The 20,451-nt window shown below is 72.6% G+C and carries 21 protein-coding genes; 6 read left to right on the top strand and 15 right to left on the bottom strand.

All coding sequences use genetic code 11. The features are described from left to right. Positions 1–29 precede the first annotated feature (29 nt). Complete coding sequence (locus tag AB0F03_RS09890; RefSeq protein WP_356819925.1) at positions 30–572, top strand: PPA1309 family protein; 543 nt, start codon at positions 30–32, stop codon at positions 570–572. A 66-nt stretch (positions 573–638) separates the two neighbouring features. Here the strand turns inward: AB0F03_RS09890 and AB0F03_RS09895 are convergent, their stop codons facing one another. From AB0F03_RS09895 to AB0F03_RS09910, 4 genes are all read right to left on the bottom strand, one after another. Beyond that, the gene (locus AB0F03_RS09895) at positions 639–1,736 is read right to left on the bottom strand and encodes a PDZ domain-containing protein (protein ID WP_361988312.1); all 1,098 of its coding nucleotides are present in this window, start codon (positions 1,734–1,736) and stop codon (positions 639–641) included. Between the two features lie 50 nt (positions 1,737–1,786). Then, positions 1,787–1,960: a hypothetical protein gene (locus AB0F03_RS09900; protein WP_361988315.1), complete on the bottom strand. Its 174-nt coding sequence runs from the start codon at positions 1,958–1,960 to the stop codon at positions 1,787–1,789. Between the two features lie 147 nt (positions 1,961–2,107). Beyond that, positions 2,108–2,569 (bottom strand): molybdenum cofactor biosynthesis protein MoaE, encoded by a 462-nt coding sequence (locus AB0F03_RS09905; RefSeq protein ID WP_361988318.1) that lies wholly within the window; start codon positions 2,567–2,569, stop codon positions 2,108–2,110. A 409-nt stretch (positions 2,570–2,978) separates the two neighbouring features. After that, positions 2,979–4,091, bottom strand: a complete 1,113-nt coding sequence (locus tag AB0F03_RS09910) for an SDR family oxidoreductase (protein ID WP_361988320.1) — start codon at positions 4,089–4,091, stop codon at positions 2,979–2,981. Positions 4,092–4,283: 192 nt separating this feature from the next. Here AB0F03_RS09910 and AB0F03_RS09915 point away from each other — a divergent pair, with 192 nt between their 5' ends. Next, complete coding sequence (locus tag AB0F03_RS09915) at positions 4,284–5,753, top strand: zinc-dependent metalloprotease (RefSeq protein ID WP_361988323.1); 1,470 nt, start codon at positions 4,284–4,286, stop codon at positions 5,751–5,753. Next, positions 5,750–6,271 (top strand): NUDIX hydrolase, encoded by a 522-nt coding sequence (locus tag AB0F03_RS09920; RefSeq protein WP_361988325.1) that lies wholly within the window; start codon positions 5,750–5,752, stop codon positions 6,269–6,271. Before AB0F03_RS09915 ends, AB0F03_RS09920 begins: the two co-directional genes overlap by 4 nt. A 52-nt stretch (positions 6,272–6,323) precedes the next feature. On the opposite strand, the gene AB0F03_RS09925 is transcribed toward AB0F03_RS09920, so the two are convergent. The 4 genes from AB0F03_RS09925 to AB0F03_RS09940 form a co-directional block, all read right to left on the bottom strand. Next, positions 6,324–7,079, bottom strand: coding sequence for an AIM24 family protein (locus AB0F03_RS09925; RefSeq protein WP_361988327.1), 756 nt, complete (start codon positions 7,077–7,079; stop codon positions 6,324–6,326). Between the two features lie 19 nt (positions 7,080–7,098). Beyond that, a complete protein-coding gene (locus AB0F03_RS09930; protein ID WP_361988330.1) occupies positions 7,099–7,779 on the bottom strand; it encodes an AIM24 family protein in 681 nt (226 codons plus the stop codon). 11 nt (positions 7,780–7,790) lie between these two features. Next, positions 7,791–9,452, bottom strand: coding sequence for a TerD family protein (locus AB0F03_RS09935; protein WP_361988333.1), 1,662 nt, complete (start codon positions 9,450–9,452; stop codon positions 7,791–7,793). Positions 9,453–9,587: 135 nt separating this feature from the next. Continuing rightward, positions 9,588–10,193 carry a M48 family metallopeptidase gene (locus AB0F03_RS09940; RefSeq protein ID WP_361988335.1) on the bottom strand — a complete coding sequence of 202 codons (606 nt, stop codon included), beginning with the start codon at positions 10,191–10,193 and terminating at the stop codon, positions 9,588–9,590. Between the two features lie 383 nt (positions 10,194–10,576). Here AB0F03_RS09940 and AB0F03_RS09945 point away from each other — a divergent pair, with 383 nt between their 5' ends. Beyond that, positions 10,577–11,791, top strand: coding sequence for a TOMM precursor leader peptide-binding protein (locus AB0F03_RS09945; RefSeq protein ID WP_361988338.1), 1,215 nt, complete (start codon positions 10,577–10,579; stop codon positions 11,789–11,791). Further along, positions 11,784–13,154, top strand: coding sequence for an AarF/ABC1/UbiB kinase family protein (locus AB0F03_RS09950; RefSeq protein WP_361988341.1), 1,371 nt, complete (start codon positions 11,784–11,786; stop codon positions 13,152–13,154). The genes AB0F03_RS09945 and AB0F03_RS09950 overlap by 8 nt, the downstream gene beginning before the upstream one ends. A gap of 175 nt (positions 13,155–13,329) precedes the next feature. On the opposite strand, the gene AB0F03_RS09955 is transcribed toward AB0F03_RS09950, so the two are convergent. The 5 genes from AB0F03_RS09955 to AB0F03_RS09975 form a co-directional block, all read right to left on the bottom strand. Next, positions 13,330–13,542: a hypothetical protein gene (locus AB0F03_RS09955; protein WP_361988344.1), complete on the bottom strand. Its 213-nt coding sequence runs from the start codon at positions 13,540–13,542 to the stop codon at positions 13,330–13,332. A gap of 137 nt (positions 13,543–13,679) precedes the next feature. Further along, on the bottom strand, positions 13,680–14,003 hold the full coding sequence (locus AB0F03_RS09960) for a hypothetical protein (protein WP_361988346.1): 324 nt from the start codon (positions 14,001–14,003) through the stop codon (positions 13,680–13,682). Beyond that, entirely contained in the window at positions 14,000–14,368 is a 369-nt protein-coding gene (locus tag AB0F03_RS09965; RefSeq protein ID WP_121787029.1) for a WhiB family transcriptional regulator, read from the bottom strand. Before AB0F03_RS09965 ends, AB0F03_RS09960 begins: the two co-directional genes overlap by 4 nt. A gap of 173 nt (positions 14,369–14,541) precedes the next feature. Continuing rightward, the gene (locus AB0F03_RS09970; RefSeq protein WP_361988349.1) at positions 14,542–14,865 is read right to left on the bottom strand and encodes a hypothetical protein; all 324 of its coding nucleotides are present in this window, start codon (positions 14,863–14,865) and stop codon (positions 14,542–14,544) included. 166 nt (positions 14,866–15,031) lie between these two features. Beyond that, positions 15,032–17,227 carry an ATP-dependent DNA helicase UvrD2 gene (locus tag AB0F03_RS09975; protein ID WP_361988352.1) on the bottom strand — a complete coding sequence of 732 codons (2,196 nt, stop codon included), beginning with the start codon at positions 17,225–17,227 and terminating at the stop codon, positions 15,032–15,034. Between the two features lie 347 nt (positions 17,228–17,574). On the opposite strand from AB0F03_RS09975, the gene AB0F03_RS09980 reads away from it, so the two are divergent. After that, the gene (locus AB0F03_RS09980; RefSeq protein ID WP_356819894.1) at positions 17,575–17,817 is read left to right on the top strand and encodes a mycoredoxin; all 243 of its coding nucleotides are present in this window, start codon (positions 17,575–17,577) and stop codon (positions 17,815–17,817) included. 96 nt (positions 17,818–17,913) lie between these two features. On the opposite strand, the gene nudC is transcribed toward AB0F03_RS09980, so the two are convergent. Together nudC and AB0F03_RS09990 are read right to left on the bottom strand one after the other, a co-directional pair. Continuing rightward, positions 17,914–18,858 (bottom strand): NAD(+) diphosphatase, encoded by a 945-nt coding sequence (nudC, locus tag AB0F03_RS09985; RefSeq protein WP_361988355.1) that lies wholly within the window; start codon positions 18,856–18,858, stop codon positions 17,914–17,916. Positions 18,859–19,016: 158 nt separating this feature from the next. Further along, on the bottom strand, positions 19,017–20,420 hold the full coding sequence (locus tag AB0F03_RS09990) for a dipeptidase (RefSeq protein WP_361988358.1): 1,404 nt from the start codon (positions 20,418–20,420) through the stop codon (positions 19,017–19,019). Positions 20,421–20,451 lie beyond the last annotated feature (31 nt).

Below are 20,451 nucleotides of genomic sequence, written 5' to 3' on the forward strand. Positions count from 1 at the left end.
CCGGCCGTGAACGAGGCAGGATTGTGACCATGTCCAACACTCCCATGGCAGCGAGCCCGCTCACCCGGGCCGTACTCGAGATCGACGAGTACGCCTCCGGCCTCGGCTGGGACCAGCCCGCCCGCCTCTTCGCCCTCGTCGACACCGCACGGCTGCGGGTTCAGGAACCCTCGCTCGCGGCCCAGCTGGGCCTCCAGGACGAGCCCGAGACCACCGGTCTCACCCCGATCGAGCAGGACGAGATCCCGTCCGGCAAGCCGCTGGACGAGTTCCTCGGCACCATCGCCTGGCCCGACGCCGTCGTCGGCTGCGCGCTCACGGTGGAGCGCCTGATGCTGCCGCCGTCCGCCGAGGCCCAGGTCCCGTCCGGCCTGGACGAGGCCGGACTGACCAGGTGGGTGGCCCAGCACCCGGAGCGCCAGGAGGTGCGGATGACGGTGGCGGTGCTGCGCGACGGCAGCCGCGAGTCGGCGCTCCGGCTGCGCGAGAAGGACACCCCGACGGAGGTCCTCACCGGCCCCGCCCTGGTGCCCGGCCTGGCGGAGGCCCTGGCGGCGACCTTCGCGGACTGACGTCCCGTACGCGGAAGGGGGCGCCCCGTGAGCACATGGGGCGCCCCCTTCCGCGTACCGGCCCGCTCAGCCCTTGGCGGTGCACGTGGGCAGCGCGGCGGTGTCCTTGCCGCGGATGTCCTTCAGCGCCTCCAGCGCGTCCCCGATCGTTCTGACCTTGACCAGGGTGAGCCCGCTCGGGGTGTCCTTGGCGGCTGCCGCGCAGTTGTCGGCGGGCGTCAGGAAGTACCGCGCGCCCCTGCTGCGCGCGCCGACGGTCTTCATCTCGACGCCGCCGATCGGGCCGACCGTGCCGTTGTCGTCGATGGTGCCGGTGCCGGCGACGAACGTGCCGCCGGTGAGGCTGCCCGGGGTGAGCTTGTCGTAGATCCCGAGCGCGAACATCAGACCGGCGCTCGGGCCGCCCACGTCGGCGAGCTTGATGTCGATGGTGAACGGGAAGGTGTGGTCGGTCCCGGCGGAGATCCCGACGATGGCCCGCTTGGCGCCGCCGTCGGCGGACGTCGCGGTCGTGAGGGTGACGTCCCGCGTCCCGCTCGCCGTCCGGTGCGCCTTCTCCGCGGCGGCCTGCTCCTTGGCCGGGACGACGGTGAAGACGACGTCCTGACCGGGCTTGTGCTTGGTCACGAGCTTGGCGACGTCGGCCGGCTGCTTCACCTTCGTACCGTCGACGGCCTTGATCACGTCACCGGCGTGCAGCCTGCCCTGCGCCGGGGAGTCCTTGACGACGGTGGAGACGATCACCCAGGACCGCACCGGGATGCCCAGCTTCTTCAGGGCGGCCACCTTGGCGCTCTCCTGGGACTGGCTGAACTCCTCGGCGTTCTCCTGGGTCGACTGCTCCTCCGTCTTGCCGTCCGGGTAGAGCGTGTCGTGCGGGACGATCTTGCTGTCGCGCGACAGCCAGCCGTGGACGGCCTCCACCAGGTTCATCCGGAAGTCGGCGCTGGTGACCCGGACGGTGGTCATGTTCAGGTGACCGTCCGTCGGATAGGTCGTGTGCCCGGAGATCTGTAGCACCGGCTCGCCGTCGTGGTCTCCGAGCGTGTTCACGGTCGGGCCGGGGGACATCTCCGCGTACGGCACGGGGATGAGCACTCCCGCGCACAGAAGCGCGATCAGCATCAGGGTGGAGGCGAGCATCGTCGCGGTGCGGCGTGGCATGTCACGACAGTACGGGACAGCTGTGTCAGCGCACCGTCAGGGCACCCTCGTCACGCCTTGCCCGCGCCCGTGCGGGACCGCTCCATCGCCTCGCGGAAACGGGCGTATCCGTCCAGCTCAGGCCCGTCACTGCGCGCCTTGCGCGTCCGATTGGCCCAACTGCCCCACAGGCCGCCGCCGACCGCGGCCACCAGCGGGATCAGCAGCCAGACAAGGACTGCCATGCCGACCTCCCGTACCCATGAGCGTCCGCAACTAACTGATCAGCAGATTAACCGTCCGCAGGGACAACGCTCACGCGCGGGTGCCGGTTACGCAACCGGATGCGCCGGACGTGACGGCGATCGGGGGAACGGCCGCCGCCGAACGGGTCAGCAGGCGCCGACCCACTCCTCGGTGCCGTCCGAGAAACTCTGGTGCTTCCAGATCGGCACCTCGTGCTTGAGGTCGTCGATCAGCTGCCGGCAGGCGTCGAAGGCCTCCGCGCGGTGTGGGCAGGCCACGGCGACGACGACGGCGAGGTCCCCGACCCTGAGGTCGCCCACCCGGTGGACGGCGGCCAGCGCCCGCACGGGGTGACCGGCGACGACCTTCTCGGCGATCCGTCGCATCTCGGCCTCGGCGCTGGGATGGCACGAGTAGCCGAGGGCGTCCACGTCGGCGCCCCCGTCGTGGTTGCGCACGGTACCCACGAACAACGCGATGCCCCCGGCCGCGTCGTCCCCGACGGCCCGGAACACCTCGTCCACGGAGAGCGCGGTCTCCCGGATGCCGATCAGCCTGATGGGATCCGGGGCGGCCTGCTCACCGGGATGGTCGTTCGTGTGCGCCATGGCCCCATCGTGCCGCACCCACCCGGCATCGGGGAATACGAGGTTCACCCGTCACACGCGCGTGCCACCTTGGATGCTCCTACAGCCACGCCCCGGCGGGGTCGCGAGGCGGGTCCGGGGCCGGGGGAGGCAGCAGCCGGGCACAGGCCGGCGGCCAGGACGCGGAACCGGGTGCGCACGGACGAGCCCCAGCAGGCGGCAGCCTGACCGGCACCGGCCTGGTCCAGGAGGCGAGTGCGGGCGGGCAGGAGCCGGGCCCAGGCAGCGGGAGCGGGAGCCGGGCGGGCATGAACCGGGCCCAGGAGGCGAGAGCCGGGCTGGCAATGGGCCAGGAGGCGAGAGCGGGCGGGCACGCGGGCTGACGGAGCGGAGCCCGCCGGGGGGGCTCCCAGAGCCGGTGCCCCGGGGCTCACACCCGGCGCCGCGCCTTCCGGGCACGCCGTACGACAGCCGCCGCGCCGAGCAGGGCCACCGTCGCCCCCGCGGCGCCCGCGGCCGTCGCGTCCTTGCGTCCCAGCCGCCGTCCGGCCACCGTGTGCCGCCCGGACACCTCCTCCAGGAGCTGCGCGAGCACCTCCTCGTTGGCCCACTTCGGCCGCCACCCGGCGTCGTGCAGCCGGCTCCCGCTGACCACCCAGGGGTACATCGTGTAGGCCAGGTCCCCCGCCGGGGACGGGGTGAGCCCGATCCGGTGCAGCCGGGCCGCCGCGCCGAGCGCGACCGCCGACGGCAGCTCCATCCGCCGGATCCCGCTCAGCTCCTCGACCTCCTCCTGCTCCAGCCACCCGTCGCAGCCGACGGCCAGCTCCCCGTCGACCTTCTCCAGGACGGCGTACTCCAGAGCGCTGCACAGGTCCTCGACATGGCAGAACTGCCACGCGGGCCGCGACCCGGCGACGACGAGCAGCCGCGGCGACTCGAAGTACCTGGTCAGCGCGGTGTCGGTCCCGCCGACGAGGACGGCCGGCCGTACCACGGTGACGTTCAGTCCCGGGTGCGCGCGCGGAGCCCGCCGAGCCAGCCGTTCGATCTCCAGCAGGTCCCCGACCCCGGTCGCCTCGGCGGTGGCACGCAGCTCGGCGTCCTCCGACAGCGGCAGCTCGTTGTCCGGCAGGGCGCCGTAGACCATCGCCGAGGTGCACAGCACCACCCGGTGGACGCCGGCCGCCGCGGCGGCGGTCAGGACGGTCTGCGTCCCCCGGACGTTGTAAGCCGTGCGCGCCGCCGGATCGGTCTCCAGATCGATGTCGAGCGCGAGGTGGACGACCACGTCGGCGCCCCGCAGCTTGTCCGCGATCGCGGGGTCGCGCACGTCGAGGATGTGCCACTGCGCGTCGGCGCACTCGCCGCGCCGCTCGTCGATGGCGAGGACCTGTCTGACCTCCTCGGACGCGGCGAGCCGCTCGGTGAGCAGGGCGCCGACCCCGCCGGCGGCGCCGGTCACCGCGACGACGGGGCCGCGCGCGGCGGGAGTGGTTGAGGGGTTTCGCGCTGCGCGAACCTGTGGATCTGGGGAACTCACCGGGCGTCTCCAGCGGTTGTCTTCAGTACGGGCGCGACTGACGCGTACGTACCAGGTGCATCCATCCTGCCGCAGGCCTTCCGTGGGCCAAGCACCGAGGCCCGATCGGGTCCGGGTGTCTACGCTGGGTGGTGTTGTCGGGCAGCCGCGCCGCCGGAGCGAAACCGGTGGCCTTACCAGCCGAGGAATCCTGTGAGTGACACCCCATTCGGTTTCGGCCTTCCGCCGGAGGAGCCGGAGGACGGCGACGAGGGCAAGAAGAAGGACCAGCAGAGCGGTGGTGGGCAGGGACCGGGCGGTCCGTTCGGTTTCGGCGACCTGCCCGGAGCCGGGGGCTTCGGCGGCCCCGGCGCCGACAATCCGCTCGCGGCCATGTTCGGTTCCCTGAACCCCACCGACCTGGGCGCGGCCTTCCAGCAGCTGGGCCAGATGCTCTCGTACGAGGGCGGCCCGGTGAACTGGGACATGGCCAAGCAGATCGCCCGCCAGACGGTCTCCCAGGGCACGCCGGACGGCACGAAGGACGCCAGCGTCGGTCCGGCCGAGCGCAGGGCGGTCGAGGAGGCCGTCCGCCTGGCCGATCTGTGGCTGGACGACGCCACGTCCCTGCCGTCGGGTTCCGCCTCGGCGGTGGCCTGGTCCCGCGCGGAGTGGGTCGAGGCGACCCTGCCCGCCTGGAAGGAGCTGGTGGACCCGGTCGCCGAGCGCGTCGGCGCGGCCATGGGCGACGTCCTGCCGGAGGAGATGCAGGCCATGGCGGGCCCGCTGATCGGCATGATGCGTTCGATGGGCGGCGCCATGTTCGGCACGCAGATCGGGCAGGCCGTCGGCGTACTCGCGGGCGAGGTCGTCGGTTCGACCGACATCGGCCTGCCGCTGGGCCCGTCCGGGCGGGCCGCCCTGCTCCCGGCGAACGTGGAGGCGTTCGGCAAGGACCTGGGCGTGCCGCAGGAGGAGGTGCGGCTGTATCTGGCCCTGCGGGAAGCCGCTCACCAGCGTCTCTTCGCGCACGTGCCGTGGCTGCGCTCGCACCTGTTCGGCGCGGTCGACGGCTATGCGCGCGGCATCAAGGTCGACACGGCGAAGCTGGAGGACGTGGTCGGCCAGTTCGACCCGCAGAACCCCGAGCAGTTGCAGGACGCGCTCCAGCAGGGCATGTTCCAGCCCGAGGACACGCCCGAGCAGAAGGCCGCGCTGGCCCGTCTGGAGACCGCTCTGGCGCTCGTGGAGGGCTGGGTGGACGCGGTGGTCCACGCGGCCGCGAAACCGCGTCTGTCGTCCGCCGACGCCCTGCGCGAGACGCTGCGCCGCCGCCGGGCCACCGGAGGGCCGGCGGAGCAGACGTTCGCGACGCTGATCGGTCTGGAGCTGCGCCCGCGCCGGCTGCGTGACGCCTCGCGCCTGTGGGCCTCGCTCACGGACGCGCGCGGGGTCGACGGCCGGGACGGCCTGTGGGCCCACCCGGACATGCTGCCGACCGCGACCGACCTGGACGACCCGGACGGCTTCGTGCACCGCGAGCAGCTGGACTTCTCCGAGCTGGACAAGATGCTCGGCGAGGCCGCGCACGGCTCGGCGGGCGGCCCCGACCTGCGCAAGAAGGACGACGACGCGAAGGACGACGGCAAGGGCGACGAGGGCAAGGGCGACGACGCGGAGTGAGCCTGTACGACGACGCGGTCCTCGTCCTGAAGGGGTACGAGGACCAGCCCGAGCTGCGCCGGGCCTACCTGGACCACCTGGCTGCGCATCCGGACGGCATGTGGAAGGCCTGCCACGCGGGCCACATCACGGCCAGCGCCCTGGTGATCGACCCCGAGCACGGCCGGGTGCTGCTCACCCTGCACCGGAAGCTGCGGATGTGGCTCCAGATGGGCGGCCACTGCGAACCGGGCGACGCCACACTGCGGGAGGCAGCCCTGCGGGAGGCGGCCGAGGAGTCCGGCATCGCCGGGCTGACGCCGCTGCCCGGCGGCCCGGTGCGCCTGGACCGGCATCCGATTCCCGCGCCGTGCCACTGGCACTTCGACGTCCAGTACGCGGTGCTGGCCCCGCCCGGCGCGGTGCACGAGATCAGCGACGAGTCGCTCGACCTGCGCTGGTACGCCTACGGCGAGGTGGCGGGCGTGGCGGACGAGTCGGTCGTGCGCCTGCTGGACGCCACCCGCGCGAGGCTCTGACGGCGGTGCGGGGGTGACCGCCGTGGCGGTCACCCCCCGCGCCCGCCGTGGCTCAGCTCCAGACGTTCCCCTGGTTCTGGCCGCGCGCGCCCTGCTGCCCCATACCGAACTGGGCGGCGAGGCCCTGTCCGATCTGGGCGTTCTGCGGCGGCAGCAGCTCGCTGGGCTGGACGAGCGCGAACCCGGACCCCATGAAGCTCAGCTCCCAGCCCTCGCCCGTACTGCCGCGCCGGCGCCACACCCCGGATGAGTGCGTCTGGGCCTGCATCTGCACGCGCAGCCCGGTCGACCAGGCCACGATCGCGTCGGCGTCACAGTTGACGTACGTGTCGGGTGTGACCCGCATCAGCAGCGGCGCCCCCGACGTCATCAGGGCCACCTTGCCGCGCCCGGTGATGTTGAGCTGGTACTTCCCGGAGCCGGAGATGCCGTAGAGGCTGTCGACGGCGATGACCTCGTGGTGCAGCGAGGAGTCCATGGCGAGGACGTAGGAGCTGTCGACGGTCAGGCCGTCCTGCTCCACGTCCATGATGTGCACGTGCTGGGCGAGGTTGGCCAGGTAGACGGTGCCCTGCCCGTGGCAGCGCATCAGGTCCAGGCCCTCGCCGGTGTACGCACGCGCGCGTGCCTGGCCGTTGGCGCGGTACTCGGCGTCGAACTCGACCAGGCCCTGGTAGGCGACCATGGTGCCCTTGCGGGCGAGGAGGTCGTCGTGGCCCTCCAGGGTGATCCGGAGCATCTGTGTGTTCTGGAGGCTCCAGCGGTCCCGGGTCTGGGAATCGTTGTGCGCGAAAAGCGGACTCTGCATGGCGTTCTCTGACTCCCCCTCAGCCCCGGAACCGAAGCCGGTCGGTGCTGTCCTCGCTGGGCTGGACGACGACGATGCCCTGGCCGGAGAAGGCCATCTGATAGGCCTCACCGCTGCCCCGGCCGATCAGCGACTGGGCCTTGAAGCTGCGCTTGCCCTTCACCTTCAGGTTCGGTGACCAGGCGACGAGCGCGTCCGGGTCGACGTACGTCTCGTCCTCGCCGCCACCGCAGTCGACGACGATCGGCTTGCCCCGGGAGGTCAGCGCGACCCAGCCCTGACCGGAGATCCTGGTGTTCCACAGGCCCTGTCCGGCGAACTTGGCGAGCCCCTTCACGCGCTCGACGCCCCAGGTGAGGTGCGCGTCGAAGGCGAGGAGGTTGGTGGCGTTGACGGAGATGCCGTCGCCGTCGAGGTTGATCACGACGACGTCGGCGCCGTAGTCGGCGAGATAGAGCAGGCCGTCACCGGAGCACTTCATCAGCGGCGCGCCCTCGCCGGTGACCCAGTCGCGGGCGATCTGGCGGACGGCCGGCGGGTTGGGCTCGTACTGGACGAAACCCTCGTAGGCGACCATCGACCCCACGCGCGCGAGGAGGTCGTTCCCGGTCTGTAGGGCGACCTTCAGCATGTGACTGCCGTGGTTCTCCATGCGGGCGGTGACGGGTGCGGGGGCGAAGCCCGCGAGCGGCTGGTTCATGACGGGCTCCCTCAGACCTCGTACGGCTGGACGACGATGAAGTTGCCGGGCGCGCCCCGGAACTGGAGGTTGACGCTCTCGCCGGTGTCGCCCGGGTAGGCGTTGCGGCGCATCCGGACCTGGCTGGAGACGATCACCTGGGAGGCGGCCGACCAGGCGACGACGGCGTTGCAGTCGGCGAAGGTGGTCGGCGTGACCGGCAGCACCACGGGCGTGCCGTGCGTCTTGACGACGATCGTGCCGGTGCCCTGGAACTGCATCGTGAAGAGCGCACCGCCCGGGATGCCGTGCCCCTCGACGCGGCGGACCTCGTACTGGAGGCTCTCGTCGAAGGCGAGGACGTTCTCGGCCGACACGCAGATGGCGTCGCCCTGGAGTTCGACGGGGTGCAGATGGGTGGCGTTGTCGGCGAGGAACACCTGGCCCTGGCCGGTACAGCGCATCAGCTGCATCTCCTGGCCGGTGGCGTTGCCGACGATCCGCCCGGCGAAACCGGCGCCCTTGTAGCTGAAGTCGACCTTGCCCTGGTAGAGCACCATGCTGCCCTGCCGGGCCAGCACGGGCTGGCCGCCGATGCCGAGGTCGACGCGGATCAGCTTCTTGTTCTGCTGCGTCCAGCGCTGCCCGGTCGGCGTCTCCTTGAACGCCTGGAGCGCGGCCGTCACCCCGGCGCCGCCCTGGGGCGCGCCCTGGGGCACTCCGTAGGGGGCCGCCTGCTGGCCGGGTACCTGGCCGTAGCCGGGCGGCATGGGCGGGGCCGGCTGGCCGCCGTACCCCGGGGGCAGCGGCGCGCCGGGCCCGCCGCCGTACGACGACTGCTGGGGCGGCCGGCCGTAGGGCGCGGGGGCGGGCGGCGGGACGATGCCGGCCGCGGGTGGGGTCATCGGGGCGATGACCGTCGGCGCGCCGTGCATGTTCGGGGCGGGTGCCGGGGCCGGGGCGGGGGGCGGGGTGTGGCCGGGCGGCGGGGCGAAGCCCTGCGGGGCGGGTGCCGGGGCGGGCTCGAAGGCCGGTGCGGGCGCCTGGGCGGGGGCGGGTGCGGCGGGGGCCCCGAACGCGGGCGGGGCCGTGGCCCGGGCGGGCGGCGCGAAGCCGGGGGTCGCGCCGGGCTGCGGCTGCTGCGGGGCGGGGGTCTCGGCCTCCTCCTCCGCCACCTCGCCGCCGAAGTTCTTCAGCAGCGCTTCCAGACCGCCGTCGAAGCCCTGCCCGACGGCGGCGAAGCGCCATCCGTCCTTGAAGTAGAAATCACCGAGCATCACGGCCCGCTCGGTGGAGAACTCCGCGCCGCTGAAGGAGTACCGCGCGACCTCCTCGCCGCCCGCCACGATCCGCAGATAACCGGGCGCGACCTGCGACATCTGCCCGGCACCGTCGATGGTCGCCGTGAAGGACAGCCTCCGGATGTGCTCGGGGACACGGTCGAGCGTGACCCGGAACGACTCCGTGTCGCCCGCCTGGGCGCCCAGCAGCTGGACGGACTCCTCCGGGGACTTCGGCTGGTTGAAGAACACGAAGTAACGGTCGTCCGAGAGACGCTCGTCGGCGTCCAGGCCGAAGCAGCTGATGTCGAAGGTCAGTCCGGGGGCGGATATCTGCACGCCTACGTACAGATCCGTGCCCGCCGTGAGGTCACTGATCCTGGCCTTGTGGCCGCGTTGGAATTCCCTGGCCATGCGTTACGACCGTCCCCCATCCCGAATGTGAGTGCGTCGCGCCAGGCTAACGGCAAAGACCGACAACGGCTCCGGGCGGCCGTCGTCGGTACGAACCCGGTACACAACCACGCCCGCCCGCTCGCACGACCGGGCTCAGGCCTCCCGCTCGTCGCGCGCGCCGGGCACGTGCGGCAGTCGTCCCGCGGCGACGACCCCTTCCAGGTAGCCGCGGGCCCGCTCGGTGCGCGGATAGGCCTCGAGCAGCCGCCAGAAGTCGGGCCCGTGACCGGGGACCAGCAGGTGCGCCAGCTCGTGGCAGAGCACGTAGTCGACGACGTAGTCCGGCATCCCCTGCAAGCGGTGCGAGAGCCGGATGCTGCCCTCGGCCGGGGTGCACGAGCCCCAGCGCGTGTTCTGGTTGGTGACCCAGCGCACGGAGGCCGGCCGGGCGCGGCCGGCGAAGTACTGGGCCGACAGCCGCTCCGCGCGCTCGCCCAGCTCGGCGTCGCCCAGCACCCGCCTGCTCTCCTGAGCAGCGAGTTTGTCCAGCATGACGGTCACCCAGCGCTGCTCCTCCGCCTTGGACATCCGGGCGGGGATCAGCACGATGGTGCGATCGCCCTCGCGGTACGCGGAGACGGTCCGGCGGCGCCGGGCGCTTCTACGGACCTCGATCGCGCTCGCCCCCGTGCCACCGGGCGGCGGGCTCGTCGTGCTGCGCGGTGGCGTTCCGGCGCTGTGCAGGGGGTCGGCGGACACGCCCCGACGTTACCCGGTGCGCCGGGGCAAAGTCCCGGCTGCGGGACGGTTCGCTGCTGATCCCCCACCATGTGTTTGATTCGTAGGACCGGCCCGCCGGTCCGGCTCCCACCGGTTCGACTTCACCGGTTCGACTCCCACCGGTTCGGCTCCCACCGGTTCGGCCGACTGCCGAAGGTCCGGCATGTCCACGTCCTACCGGCATGCCCCGAATTTGTACGACGAACTCCTTTGTACGACGAACTCCTCAGCCTGTGGACAACCGTCGGCGCCCGGCGCCCGGGGCCGGGCATGCTGGCAGGTGTCGGCGGAGCGCGACCGGTTCCGCCGGCAGGACGGACACCCCGGAGTCCTGGGGGGTCACAACGGGAACGGGGGCCGGCATGCATCCGGTGATGAAGCCCGCGCTGCGGCGCGGCTGGCGTGATCTCAACACGGTGCAGTTCGGGATGACCCCGGCGCACGCGCTGACGCTGGGCCCGGTGGCCACGGCGACGGGCAGCTTCCTGGAGCTGCTCGACGGCACCCGGGGCCTGCCCCTGCTGCGCGAGGAGGGCCGCCGCATGGACGTGCCGGACGGCCATGTCGACGCGCTGGTGGAGCGGCTGACCCGGGCGGGCCTCGTCGACGACGCGCGCGGCGGCGGGCCGGACGCGGACGCCCTGCGGGAGAGGACGGACGTCCTGGAGCGCCTGCGGCCCGACCTCGCCTCGTTGTCGCTGACCACGCCGGAACCGGGCGGCGCGCTGGCCCGTCTCGCAGCCCGGCGGGCCCGGCGGGTGCAGGTGCGGGGCGCCGGCCGGGTCGGCGCGCTGCTGGCGTCGGTCCTGTCGGGGGCCGGCGTCGGGGAGGTCGACGTACGGGACGTGGGACGCGTGGAGCCGTGGGACGTGGCGCCGGGCGGGCTGGCCGCCGAGGCACTCGGCACCCGCCGGGACGCGGCGGCGCGCGCCGCCGTCCGCCGCGCGGCGCCGGACCGCGCACCGCGCCGCACCCCCTCCCCCGGGCCCGGCGCCGAGGAACCCGGTCTCTCCCTGGTGGTCCTCGCGCCCCGGGACGACGTCGCCGTGCACGCACCGGACCCGTTCACCGCCGAACCCCTCATGGCCTCCGGCACCCCTCATCTGTACGCCGGTGTCGTGGAGGGCACGGGTGTCGTCGGCCCGCTCGTGCTGCCCGGCGAGTCGGGCTGCGCCCGTTGTCTGCACGAGGACCGTACGGACCGGGACCCGGTCTGGCCCCGGCTCATCGCCCAGTGGCGCTCCGGCAGGGCCCGCCGGGTCGGGGCCTGCGACATGGCCCTGGCCACGACCGTCGCCGGTCTCGCCGCGGCGCACGCCCTGGCCTTCCTGGACGGAGAGTCGCCGTCCAGCGCGGGAGCCCGCTGGGAGGTCTCCGCACCCGGCCTGAACTGGCACGCCCGGCCGGTCTGGCCGCATCCGGCATGCGGTTGCGGAGCCGCGGAGAGGGCAAAAAGGGAGGACTCCTCAACCATGGAGGCGCCACGCGCGACAATGGCGGTGCAACGGCCGTCGACGGAGCGCCGACGCGCGGCAGGCGCGGCGCGGCCGACTGGGACCTGGAGGGCGCATGTCTGATCTTCCCCGCAAGGCGGTCACCCGGACCGCCAAGCTCGCCGCGCTCCCGCTCGGCTTCGCCGGCCGGGCGACCTGGGGGCTGGGCAAGCGGATCGTGGGCGAGTCCGCGGAGATCGTCGGCCGTGAGCTGCAACAGCGGACGGCGGACCAGCTCTTCAAGGTCCTCGGGGAGCTGAAGGGCGGCGCCATGAAGTTCGGGCAGGCCATGTCCGTCTTCGAGTCGGCACTGCCGGAGGAGATCGCCGGCCCCTACCGCGCGGCCCTCACCAAGCTCCAGGAGGCCGCGCCGCCGATGCCGATCCGCACGGTGCACGCGGTGCTCCAGGAGCGGCTGGGCCCGGACTGGCGCGACCTGTTCGAGGAGTTCGAGGACAAGCCGGCCGCCGCGGCCTCCATCGGACAGGTGCACCGGGCGGTGTGGCACGACGGCCGCGAGGTCGCGGTCAAGGTGCAGTATCCCGGCGCCGGCGAGGCCCTGCTGTCCGACCTGGGACAACTGGGCCGCTTCGCCCGGCTGCTGGGCCCGCTCATCCCGGGCATGGACATCAAACCGCTGATCGCGGAGCTGAAGGACCGCGTATCCGAGGAGCTGGACTACGGGCTGGAGGCCCAGGCCCAGACCGCGCACGCCGAGGAGTTCGCGGACGACCCGGATGTGGTGGTCCCGGCGGTCGTGCACCAGTGCGAGCAGGTCCTGGTGACCGAGTGGATCGACGGCATCCCGCTGTCGGAGATCATCACGGACGGCACCCCGGAGCAACGCGACCGGGCCGGCCAGCTCCTGGCCCGCTTCCTGTTCTCCGGTCCGGCCCGCACCGGCCTGCTGCACGCCGACCCGCACCCCGGCAACTTCCGGCTGCTGCCCGGCGGCCCCGCCGGCGAGGACGACTGGCGCCTGGGGGTCCTGGACTTCGGCACGGTCGACCGGCTCTCCGGCGGTCTGCCGCTGCCGATCGGCGTCTCGTTGCGGTTCACGCTGGACGGCGACGCCGAGTCGGTGTACGAACTGCTGCGCTCGGAAGGGTTCGTGAAGGAAACCGTAGAGCTGGACCCCGACGCCGTCCTCGACTATCTGCTGCCGATCATCGAACCGGCCCGGGTCGATGCGTTCACCTTCACCCGCTCGTGGATGCGCAGCCAGGCCGCGCGCATCGCCGACCCGCGCTCCCCGGCCTACCAGCTCGGCAAGCAGCTCAACCTGCCGCCGGCGTATCTGCTGATACACCGGGTGACGCTGAGCACGATCGGTGTGCTGTGCCAGCTGGGCGCCACGGTACGACTGCGGCAGGAGCTGGAGGAGTGGCTTCCGGGCTTCGTGGCCGACGACCCGGCCGGGGAGGAGAAGCCGGCAGCGGGTGCGTGAGCCCCGGCCTGACCGGCCCGGCACGAACGGCCCCCGCCCCCCGACCCCGCGATGACGCCTCGCGGCACGCGGCGTCGGGGGCCGGGGCTCGGGCCGGGGCGTGGGCCGGCAGGTGTGGTCGGTCCCGTCGGCGCCGAGATGCTCGCTCCCCTACCGGCTCCCGCACGCCGCCCGGTCACCACCAGGCCGAGTCCAGCCGTCCCTCGATGGCCCGCAGGTTCTCGCGGGAGCAGGCGTCGCAGAAGTACTGCCGGTCGCCGTTCTCCACGGAGCAGGTCCAGGTGGCCGGCTGGGGGCCGTCGGACGGGATGCCACAGCGGGCGCACACGAGGGGGCCGCGCTCCGCGATGGAGCCGCCCTGATCACTTGCTCCGGGAAGACTCGTCACCCGGCGACGATAACCCCGCGCCCCGGGGGACGCCGTGCGGAGCGCACCGCGGGGGCCGGTCCGTTCGGCCGGACCGGCCCCCGCGGGAAGGCTTGGCCCCCCGCGCCGGGAGGCCACCGCTTGTGGAAAAGTGATCGTTACTGCATGACCGCCATGGCGAGCGCGCGGCGGGCGCGCATCGAGGCGCGCTCGGCCCGGCGCTGCATCCGCCGGGCGGTGGCCAGGCGCACGGCCCGGCGTTCTTGTGCGGCGTCATGGAGCCGCTCGTGCATATGCGCACGAGCCAGGGCTTCTTGCATGAGTTGCATCTCACGGTTCCTGTTCTGGCGCGCTTCGGTCGCGCCGGTGGTGGTGAAGTCTGGGGTCGCGGAGCCTGTGCGCTCGCTGGTGGACGGCTTCATCGGGGCCTGCTTCTTGGGGTCGTGCGTGAGGGGGCGGTCGATCGTTCCTGCGATGTTCATGCTGTGACCGGGTTCTTCCGCGGGCGGCCACGCGGCCGCTTCCGGGCGACGACGACACCCTGGACGAACAGCTCCCCACCCCAGACGCCCCAGGGCTCGCGTCGCTCCTTGGCGCCGGCGAGGCAGGCCTCCATCAGCGGGCAGGTGCGGCAGAGGGACTTGGCGTACTCGACGTCGGCCGGCGACTCGGCGAAGAAGACCTCGGGGTCGTAGGAACGGCAGGGAACGGGTACGCCGAGGTTCTCGATGGCGTCGTCGAGCGCGGTGAGCGCGGTGAGGGGGATCAAGGCGGAGTCCTCCGTGAGGCCGGGCGGGGGGATCGTTTGCGAAGGCGGTACGGACGGGGCGTGCGCTTCGAGTTGCACGGTGGGTTTTCCTCGTCTGGTCGGTCCGGCCTGTTGACCGGGTGTCGGCTGGGTACCGGGTTCTTCCTTGTCCCGAGGCCCCTTCGCTCCGTCCTCCCCGTTCGGGGCAAACAGAAGGGCCGCGGATCCCGGATGGGGTTCCGCGGCCCTGAAGGCGCCGGCCTGATCGATGATCAGGCTGGATCACTCCAGGGTTCTGGCCCACGGAAGGCCCACATCAGGTGGTACTGCTTCGTCTGCTTCCGGAATCCGGCACCGGCCGCCGCAAAGGCATAGGCATGCGCCTGTGCCGTTACCGCTTCCAGTGCCTTGGTCGGTCGCTCATTGCGCTCACGGACGGGAAGTCCCGTGAGGGCGGAGGAGGACGCCGGGCGCGCGGCACGGATGCCGGACAGACCGGTGCCCTGGTTCGAGGCGCCGAGCATGCACGTGGAGACGGTCGAGCGATCGGTCAGTTTGGCCGCGCTGACGGTGGTGTTGATGTTGATGCTGATCACTGGACTCGCCTCCTCTCGGCGTCTCTGGGACTGGGATGAAACCCAGCCCGTTGGGGTGTGCAAGTACAACACGGAACCAGTGCCTTCGAGAAGGCCGCGGCTTCCGTGCCTAGAACCTATGGGGATTGCCGGGGCATGTGCAAACTATTTTTCCGACGAGTTCGCATCACTCGCCCGGACCGCCTCCGCCGGGCTCCTGGCCTGCGCAGATGGCCAGAACATCGGCCCCGTAGCTGCGCAGCTTGCGGCTGAGGACGCCGGGGATGCGGGACAGCTCGGCGGGGCTCTCCGGGCATGCCTCGGCGATGGCCATCAGGGTCCGGTCGGTGAAGACGCAGAAGTCCGGCTGACCGCTGCGCCCGGCCTGGACGGCACGCCACTCCCGCAGCCGCTCGTAGAGCCCTTCGTCCATGTCCGAGGGGCAGTCCTCGCAGCGCATCAGCTTCATCTCGCCCGCGTCGGTGAGTGTCCGGCCGCAGACCCGGCAGCGGGCGGGGGTGCGCGGGGCGCGGCGCCGGACCGGGGCGGCGCCGCCCACGGCCCCGCGTTCGACGCCGCCGCCGGCACCGGTGCCGGCGGGGCCGACGGTGGCGGTGGTGCCGGGGCGCAGCCCGTCGAGGAAGCGGCTCGGTCTGCGGTGGGCGCGTCCACCGGGTGAGCGGGACAGCGACCAGGAGACATGGAGCCGCTCCCGCGCGCGGGTGACGCCGACGTAGAGGAGGCGGCGTTCCTCCTCGATCTGCTCGTCGGTCCTGGCATAGGTGATGGGGAGCATGCCCTCGGCGACGCCGACCAGGAAGACGACGTCCCATTCCAGGCCCTTGGCGGCGTGCAGGGAGGCGAGGGTGACGCCCTGGACGGTCGGGGCGTGCTGGGCGTTCGCCCGCTCGTCCAGTTCCGCGACGAAGTCGGCGAGGGCGGCGCCCGGTCTGGCGGCGGCGAGGTCGTGGGCGAGGTTGACCAGGGCTGCCAGGGATTCCCAGCGTTCCCTGACGGCGCCGGATCCGGCCGGGGGTTCGCTGGTCCAGCCCTCGCCGGAGAGGACGGCGCGCACCTGGGAGGGCAGGTCCACGACGTCGTCGAGGAGGGAGTCGTTGCCGCCGAAGCGGGCCGCGCCGCGCAGGGCGATGCCGGCCTTGCGCACCTCGGGCCGGTCGAAGAAGCGCTCGGCGCCGCGCAGCTGGTAGGGGACGCCGGCGTCGGCGAGAGCCTGCTCGTAGGTCTCGGACTGGGAGTTCGTGCGGAACAGGACGGCGATCTCGGCGGCCGGGACGCCCGCGTCGATCAGCTCGCGGATACGGCGGGCGGCGCCCTCGGCCTCGGCGGGCTCGTCCGTGTACTCGGTGTGGACGGGCTCGGGTCCCGGGGGGCGCTGGGAGACGAGTTCCAGCCGGTGGTCGGCGGCGCGACCCCGGGCCTGGGCGAGCAGGCCGTTGGCGAGGCGGACCACCTGGGGCGTGGAGCGGTAGTCACGGACCAGTTTCACGACGGTGGCACCGGGGTGCCGGGTGCGGAAGTCGAGGAGATGGTCGGGCGTTGCACCTGTGAACGAGTAGATCGTCTGGCTGGCGTCGCCGACGACGCACAGGTTGTCGCGGTCGCCGAGCCACAGATCCAGCAGCCGCTGCTGGAGGGGGCTGACGTCTTGGTACTCGTCCACGACGAAGTGCTGGTACTGGGCGCGGACCTGTTCGGCGATGTCGCGCCGGTCCTGGAGGACGGCGACCGTCAGCAGCAGGACGTCCTCGAAGTCGATCAGCGAGCGGTCGCGTTTGACGTCCTCGTAGGCCGCGTAGAGGTGGGCGATCTCGGCGGGGTCGCGGGGGGTCTCGCGGCCGGCCTTGGCAGCCGCGTACGGATAGTCGGCGGGAACGGTCTGGGTGACCTTCGACCATTCGATCTCGGCGGTCACGTCCCGCAGCTCGTTCCGGTCGAGCCGGGTGCCCAGGGCGGCGGCCGCGTCGGCGACGAGCTGGACCTTGCGGTCGACGAGCCGCGGCAGGGAGCCACCGATCGCTTTCGGCCAGAAGTACTGGAGCTGGCGCAGGGCGGCGGAGTGAAAGGTGCGGGCCTGGACCCCCTGGGCGCCGAGCTGGCGCAGCCGGCCGCGCATCTCCCCGGCGGCGCGGTTGGTGAAGGTGACGGCGAGCACGCTGGACGGCGGCAGGATGCCGGCGCGCACCCCGTAGGCGATGCGGTGGGTGATCGCGCGGGTCTTTCCCGTGCCCGCCCCGGCCAGCACGCACACCGGACCGTGCAGGGCGGTGGCGACCTCGCGCTGCTCGGGGTCGAGCCCTTCGAGCACCGCGTCGGCCGAGTGCGGTACCTGCGGGATGAGGGTGGAGTGCGTTGCTGCTGTCACACCGCCATGCTGCCAGGTCGCCCGGGACGGCTGTGCCGGTTGTCCACAGGCGGGGGCACGCGGTCGTACTAATGCGGCGGTCGTGACGAAGGGCGTACCGGGGCGGTGGGCCTGGCAGTCGGCGTGGGCCCGGTGCGCGGCGCGCTCCGCGGCCGGCGCGACGGGGTGTGGCGGTCCTCACGACCGGTGGTGGACCGCGGCGGGCGGGGCAGCAGACAACGCAAGCGGCCCCTGGGGTCTGTTCTTGTATCCGTGCGGTAGGCGGGCGTACCGGGCGGGAATGGGGACCCGGGCCGGTGCGTTCTACCTCCGACGATGTATCCCGAGCTGCCTGAGGAGCGCGAGACATGCAGGGCACTGTGACGATGTACAGCACGACGTGGTGCGGCTACTGCCGGCGGCTGAAGAGCCAGATGGACCGCGAGGGCATCGCGTACAGCGAGATCAACATCGAGCAGGACCCCGAGTCCGCCGCGTTCGTGGAGAAGGCGAACGGCGGTAACCAGACGGTTCCGACCGTGCTGTTCGCGGACGGCAGCACGCTGACGAACCCGTCGCTGGCTCAGGTGAAGCAGAAGCTCGCCGCGTGACGTTCCGCGCGCCCGCGCGGTGACACGCCCGACAGGGCGGCCCCGATCGCTCCGGGGCCGCCCTGTCGTATGTCGTCCCTCACCGGGGTGGCGCGCTCAGAAGAAGCCGCGCGTCGGCAGGGGCTTGCCGTACCACAACTCGATCAGGCGGGCCGCGATGGAGATGCCGTAGGGCGGCAGCACCTCGCCGGACTCGAAAGCCGCGTGCAGTTCCTCGCGGGAGAACCAGCGCGCCTCGTGGATCTCGTCCCCGTCCACCTCGATCTCGGTGGACGTGGCACGGGCCATGAAGCCGAGCATCAGGCTCGACGGGAACGGCCAGGGCTGGCTGGCGACGTACTCGACCGGACCGACGGTGATGCCGGCCTCCTCGGACACCTCGCGGCGCACCGTCTGCTCGATCGACTCTCCCGGCTCGACGAAGCCGGCGAGCGTGGAGAAGCGGCCCTCGGGCCAGTGGACCTGGCGGCCGAGCAGGATGCGGTCGTCCTCGTCGGTCACGGCCATGATCACGGCCGGATCGGTGCGCGGGTAGTGCTCGGCACCGCAGGCCTGGCAGCGCCGGATGTGGCCGGCGGCGGCGATGACCGTGCGCTCACCGCAGCGGGAGCAGAAGCGGTGGGTGCGCTGCCAGTTCTCCAGGCCGACCGCGTGCACCATGAGCCCGGCGTCCCGCGGCGACAGCAGCAGGCCGGCCTCGCGCAGGCCCGCCGGGCGCGCGGACTGGTCGATGCGGCCGGGCAGCGCGTCCTTCTGGAGGGCGAAGTAGCTGACGCCGTCCTCGTCGATGCCCAGGAAGTAACGGTGCGCCTCGGTGAGCGGCGCCTCGAAGGAGGGCGTCATGACGAGTTCGGTCCGGCCGTCCGGGGCTTCGTCGATGAGCACCTGGCCGCCGGAGACCACGAAAACCCGGGTCGTGGGGTGGCTCCACGCCGCCGCGAGCCAGGCCTCGTCCAGCCGGTGGTGGGCGGCGCGGTCGATGCCGCTCGGGGCGGTCAGCGAGATGGGTCGGTCGGCTGTGTGGTCGGTCGAGGTGGTCACGGGTGGTTCCACTCCCCCAGAGCAGCGGTTCGTTCGGCGGGCGGTTCGGCGGGACGTCGGGCGGAGGGCACCGGGCCGGGCGTGGGCGGGGTGAGCCGGGCGGGGCGGTTCTTCCAGTGTGCCCCGCGCGCGGTGCCCTGCCGTGCGGCCCCGGCCGGTCAGGGTGCGGGGCGCCAGTTCTCGGCCAGGTCACCCCACAGGTAGGCGCTGGTCTCGACGCCCTTGAGGAGGAGGTCCAGCTCCACCTTCTCGTTGGGGGCGTGCCAGCCGTCGGAAGGGACGGAGATGCCCAGGAAGAGCACGGGGGCACCGAGGACTTCCTGAAGGTCGGCGGCGGGCCCGGAGCCGCCCTCGCGGGTGAAGCGGACCGGCTGCTGGAAGGCGCGGCCCATGGCGCGGACCAGGGACCGCAGCGCGGGGTGGTCGAGCGGGGTCAGGCACGGGCGCGTGGCCGAACCGAAGTCGATCTCGCACCGGATCCCGGCGGGCACCTGTTCGGCGGCCCAGTCCCGGACGGCCTTCTCGATGTGGCCGGGTTCCTGGCCGGCGACCAGCCGGAACGACAGCTTCACCATGGCCGTCGACGGGATGATCGTCTTGCTGCCGGGGCCCTGGTAGCCGCCGCCGATGCCGTTGACCTCCGCGGTCGGGCGGGCCCAGATGCGTTCCAGGGTGGTGTGACCGGCCTCGCCGTGAGCGGCGTGGGACCTGGCGGTGCTCAGCCAGCGCTCCTCGTCGAAGGGCAGCTCCGCGAAGAGTTCGCGCTCGCGGTCGGTCAGCTCCACTATGCCGTCGTAGAAGCCGGGTATCGCCACGCGCGCGTGCTCGTCGTGGAGGGCGGCGACCAGGCGGGCGGCGGCGGTGGCCGGGTTGGGCACGGCACCGCCGAAGGAGCCGGAGTGGATGTCCTGGTCGGGGCCGTACAGCCGGATCTCGCACTCGGCGAGGCCGCGCATGCCGGTGCAGACGGTCGGGGTGTCCTCGGACCACATGCCGGTGTCGGAGACGATCACGGCGTCGGCGGCGAGCCGTTCGGCGCGCTCCTCCACCAGGGCCCGGAAATGCGGGGAGCCGGACTCCTCCTCGCCCTCGACGAGCAGCTTGAGGTGGACGGCGGGGGCGGTGCGGCCGGTGGCGGCGAGGTGGGCGCGGACACCGAGTGTGTGGAAGAACACCTGGCCCTTGTCGTCAGCCGCACCGCGCGCGTACAGGCGGTTTCCGCGGACGACCGGCTCGAAGGGGTCGCTGTCCCAGCCGTCCTCGCGGGCGGCGGGCTGCACGTCGTGGTGGCCGTAGACGAGGACCGTGGGTGCTTCCGGGTCGTCCGAGGGCCACTCGGCGAAGACGGCCGGGGCGCCCGGTGTCTGCCAGACCTCGACGGCCGGGAAGCCTGTCTCCAGGAGTTTGGCGGCGAGCCAGTCGGCGCTGAGCCGTACGTCGGGCGCGTGATCGGGCTGGGCCGACACGGAGGGGATGCGCAGCCATGCGGTGAGGTCGTCGAGGAAGGCGGCGCGCTGCCGCTCGATGTACGCGCGGACGGCGCTGTCCGGGGTCTGGCTCATGCTCACGAGCCTATCCGCCCGCACCGGCATC

Source organism: Streptomyces sp. NPDC028722, from assembly GCF_040637655.1.
Taxonomy (GTDB): Bacteria; Actinomycetota; Actinomycetes; order Streptomycetales; family Streptomycetaceae; genus Streptomyces.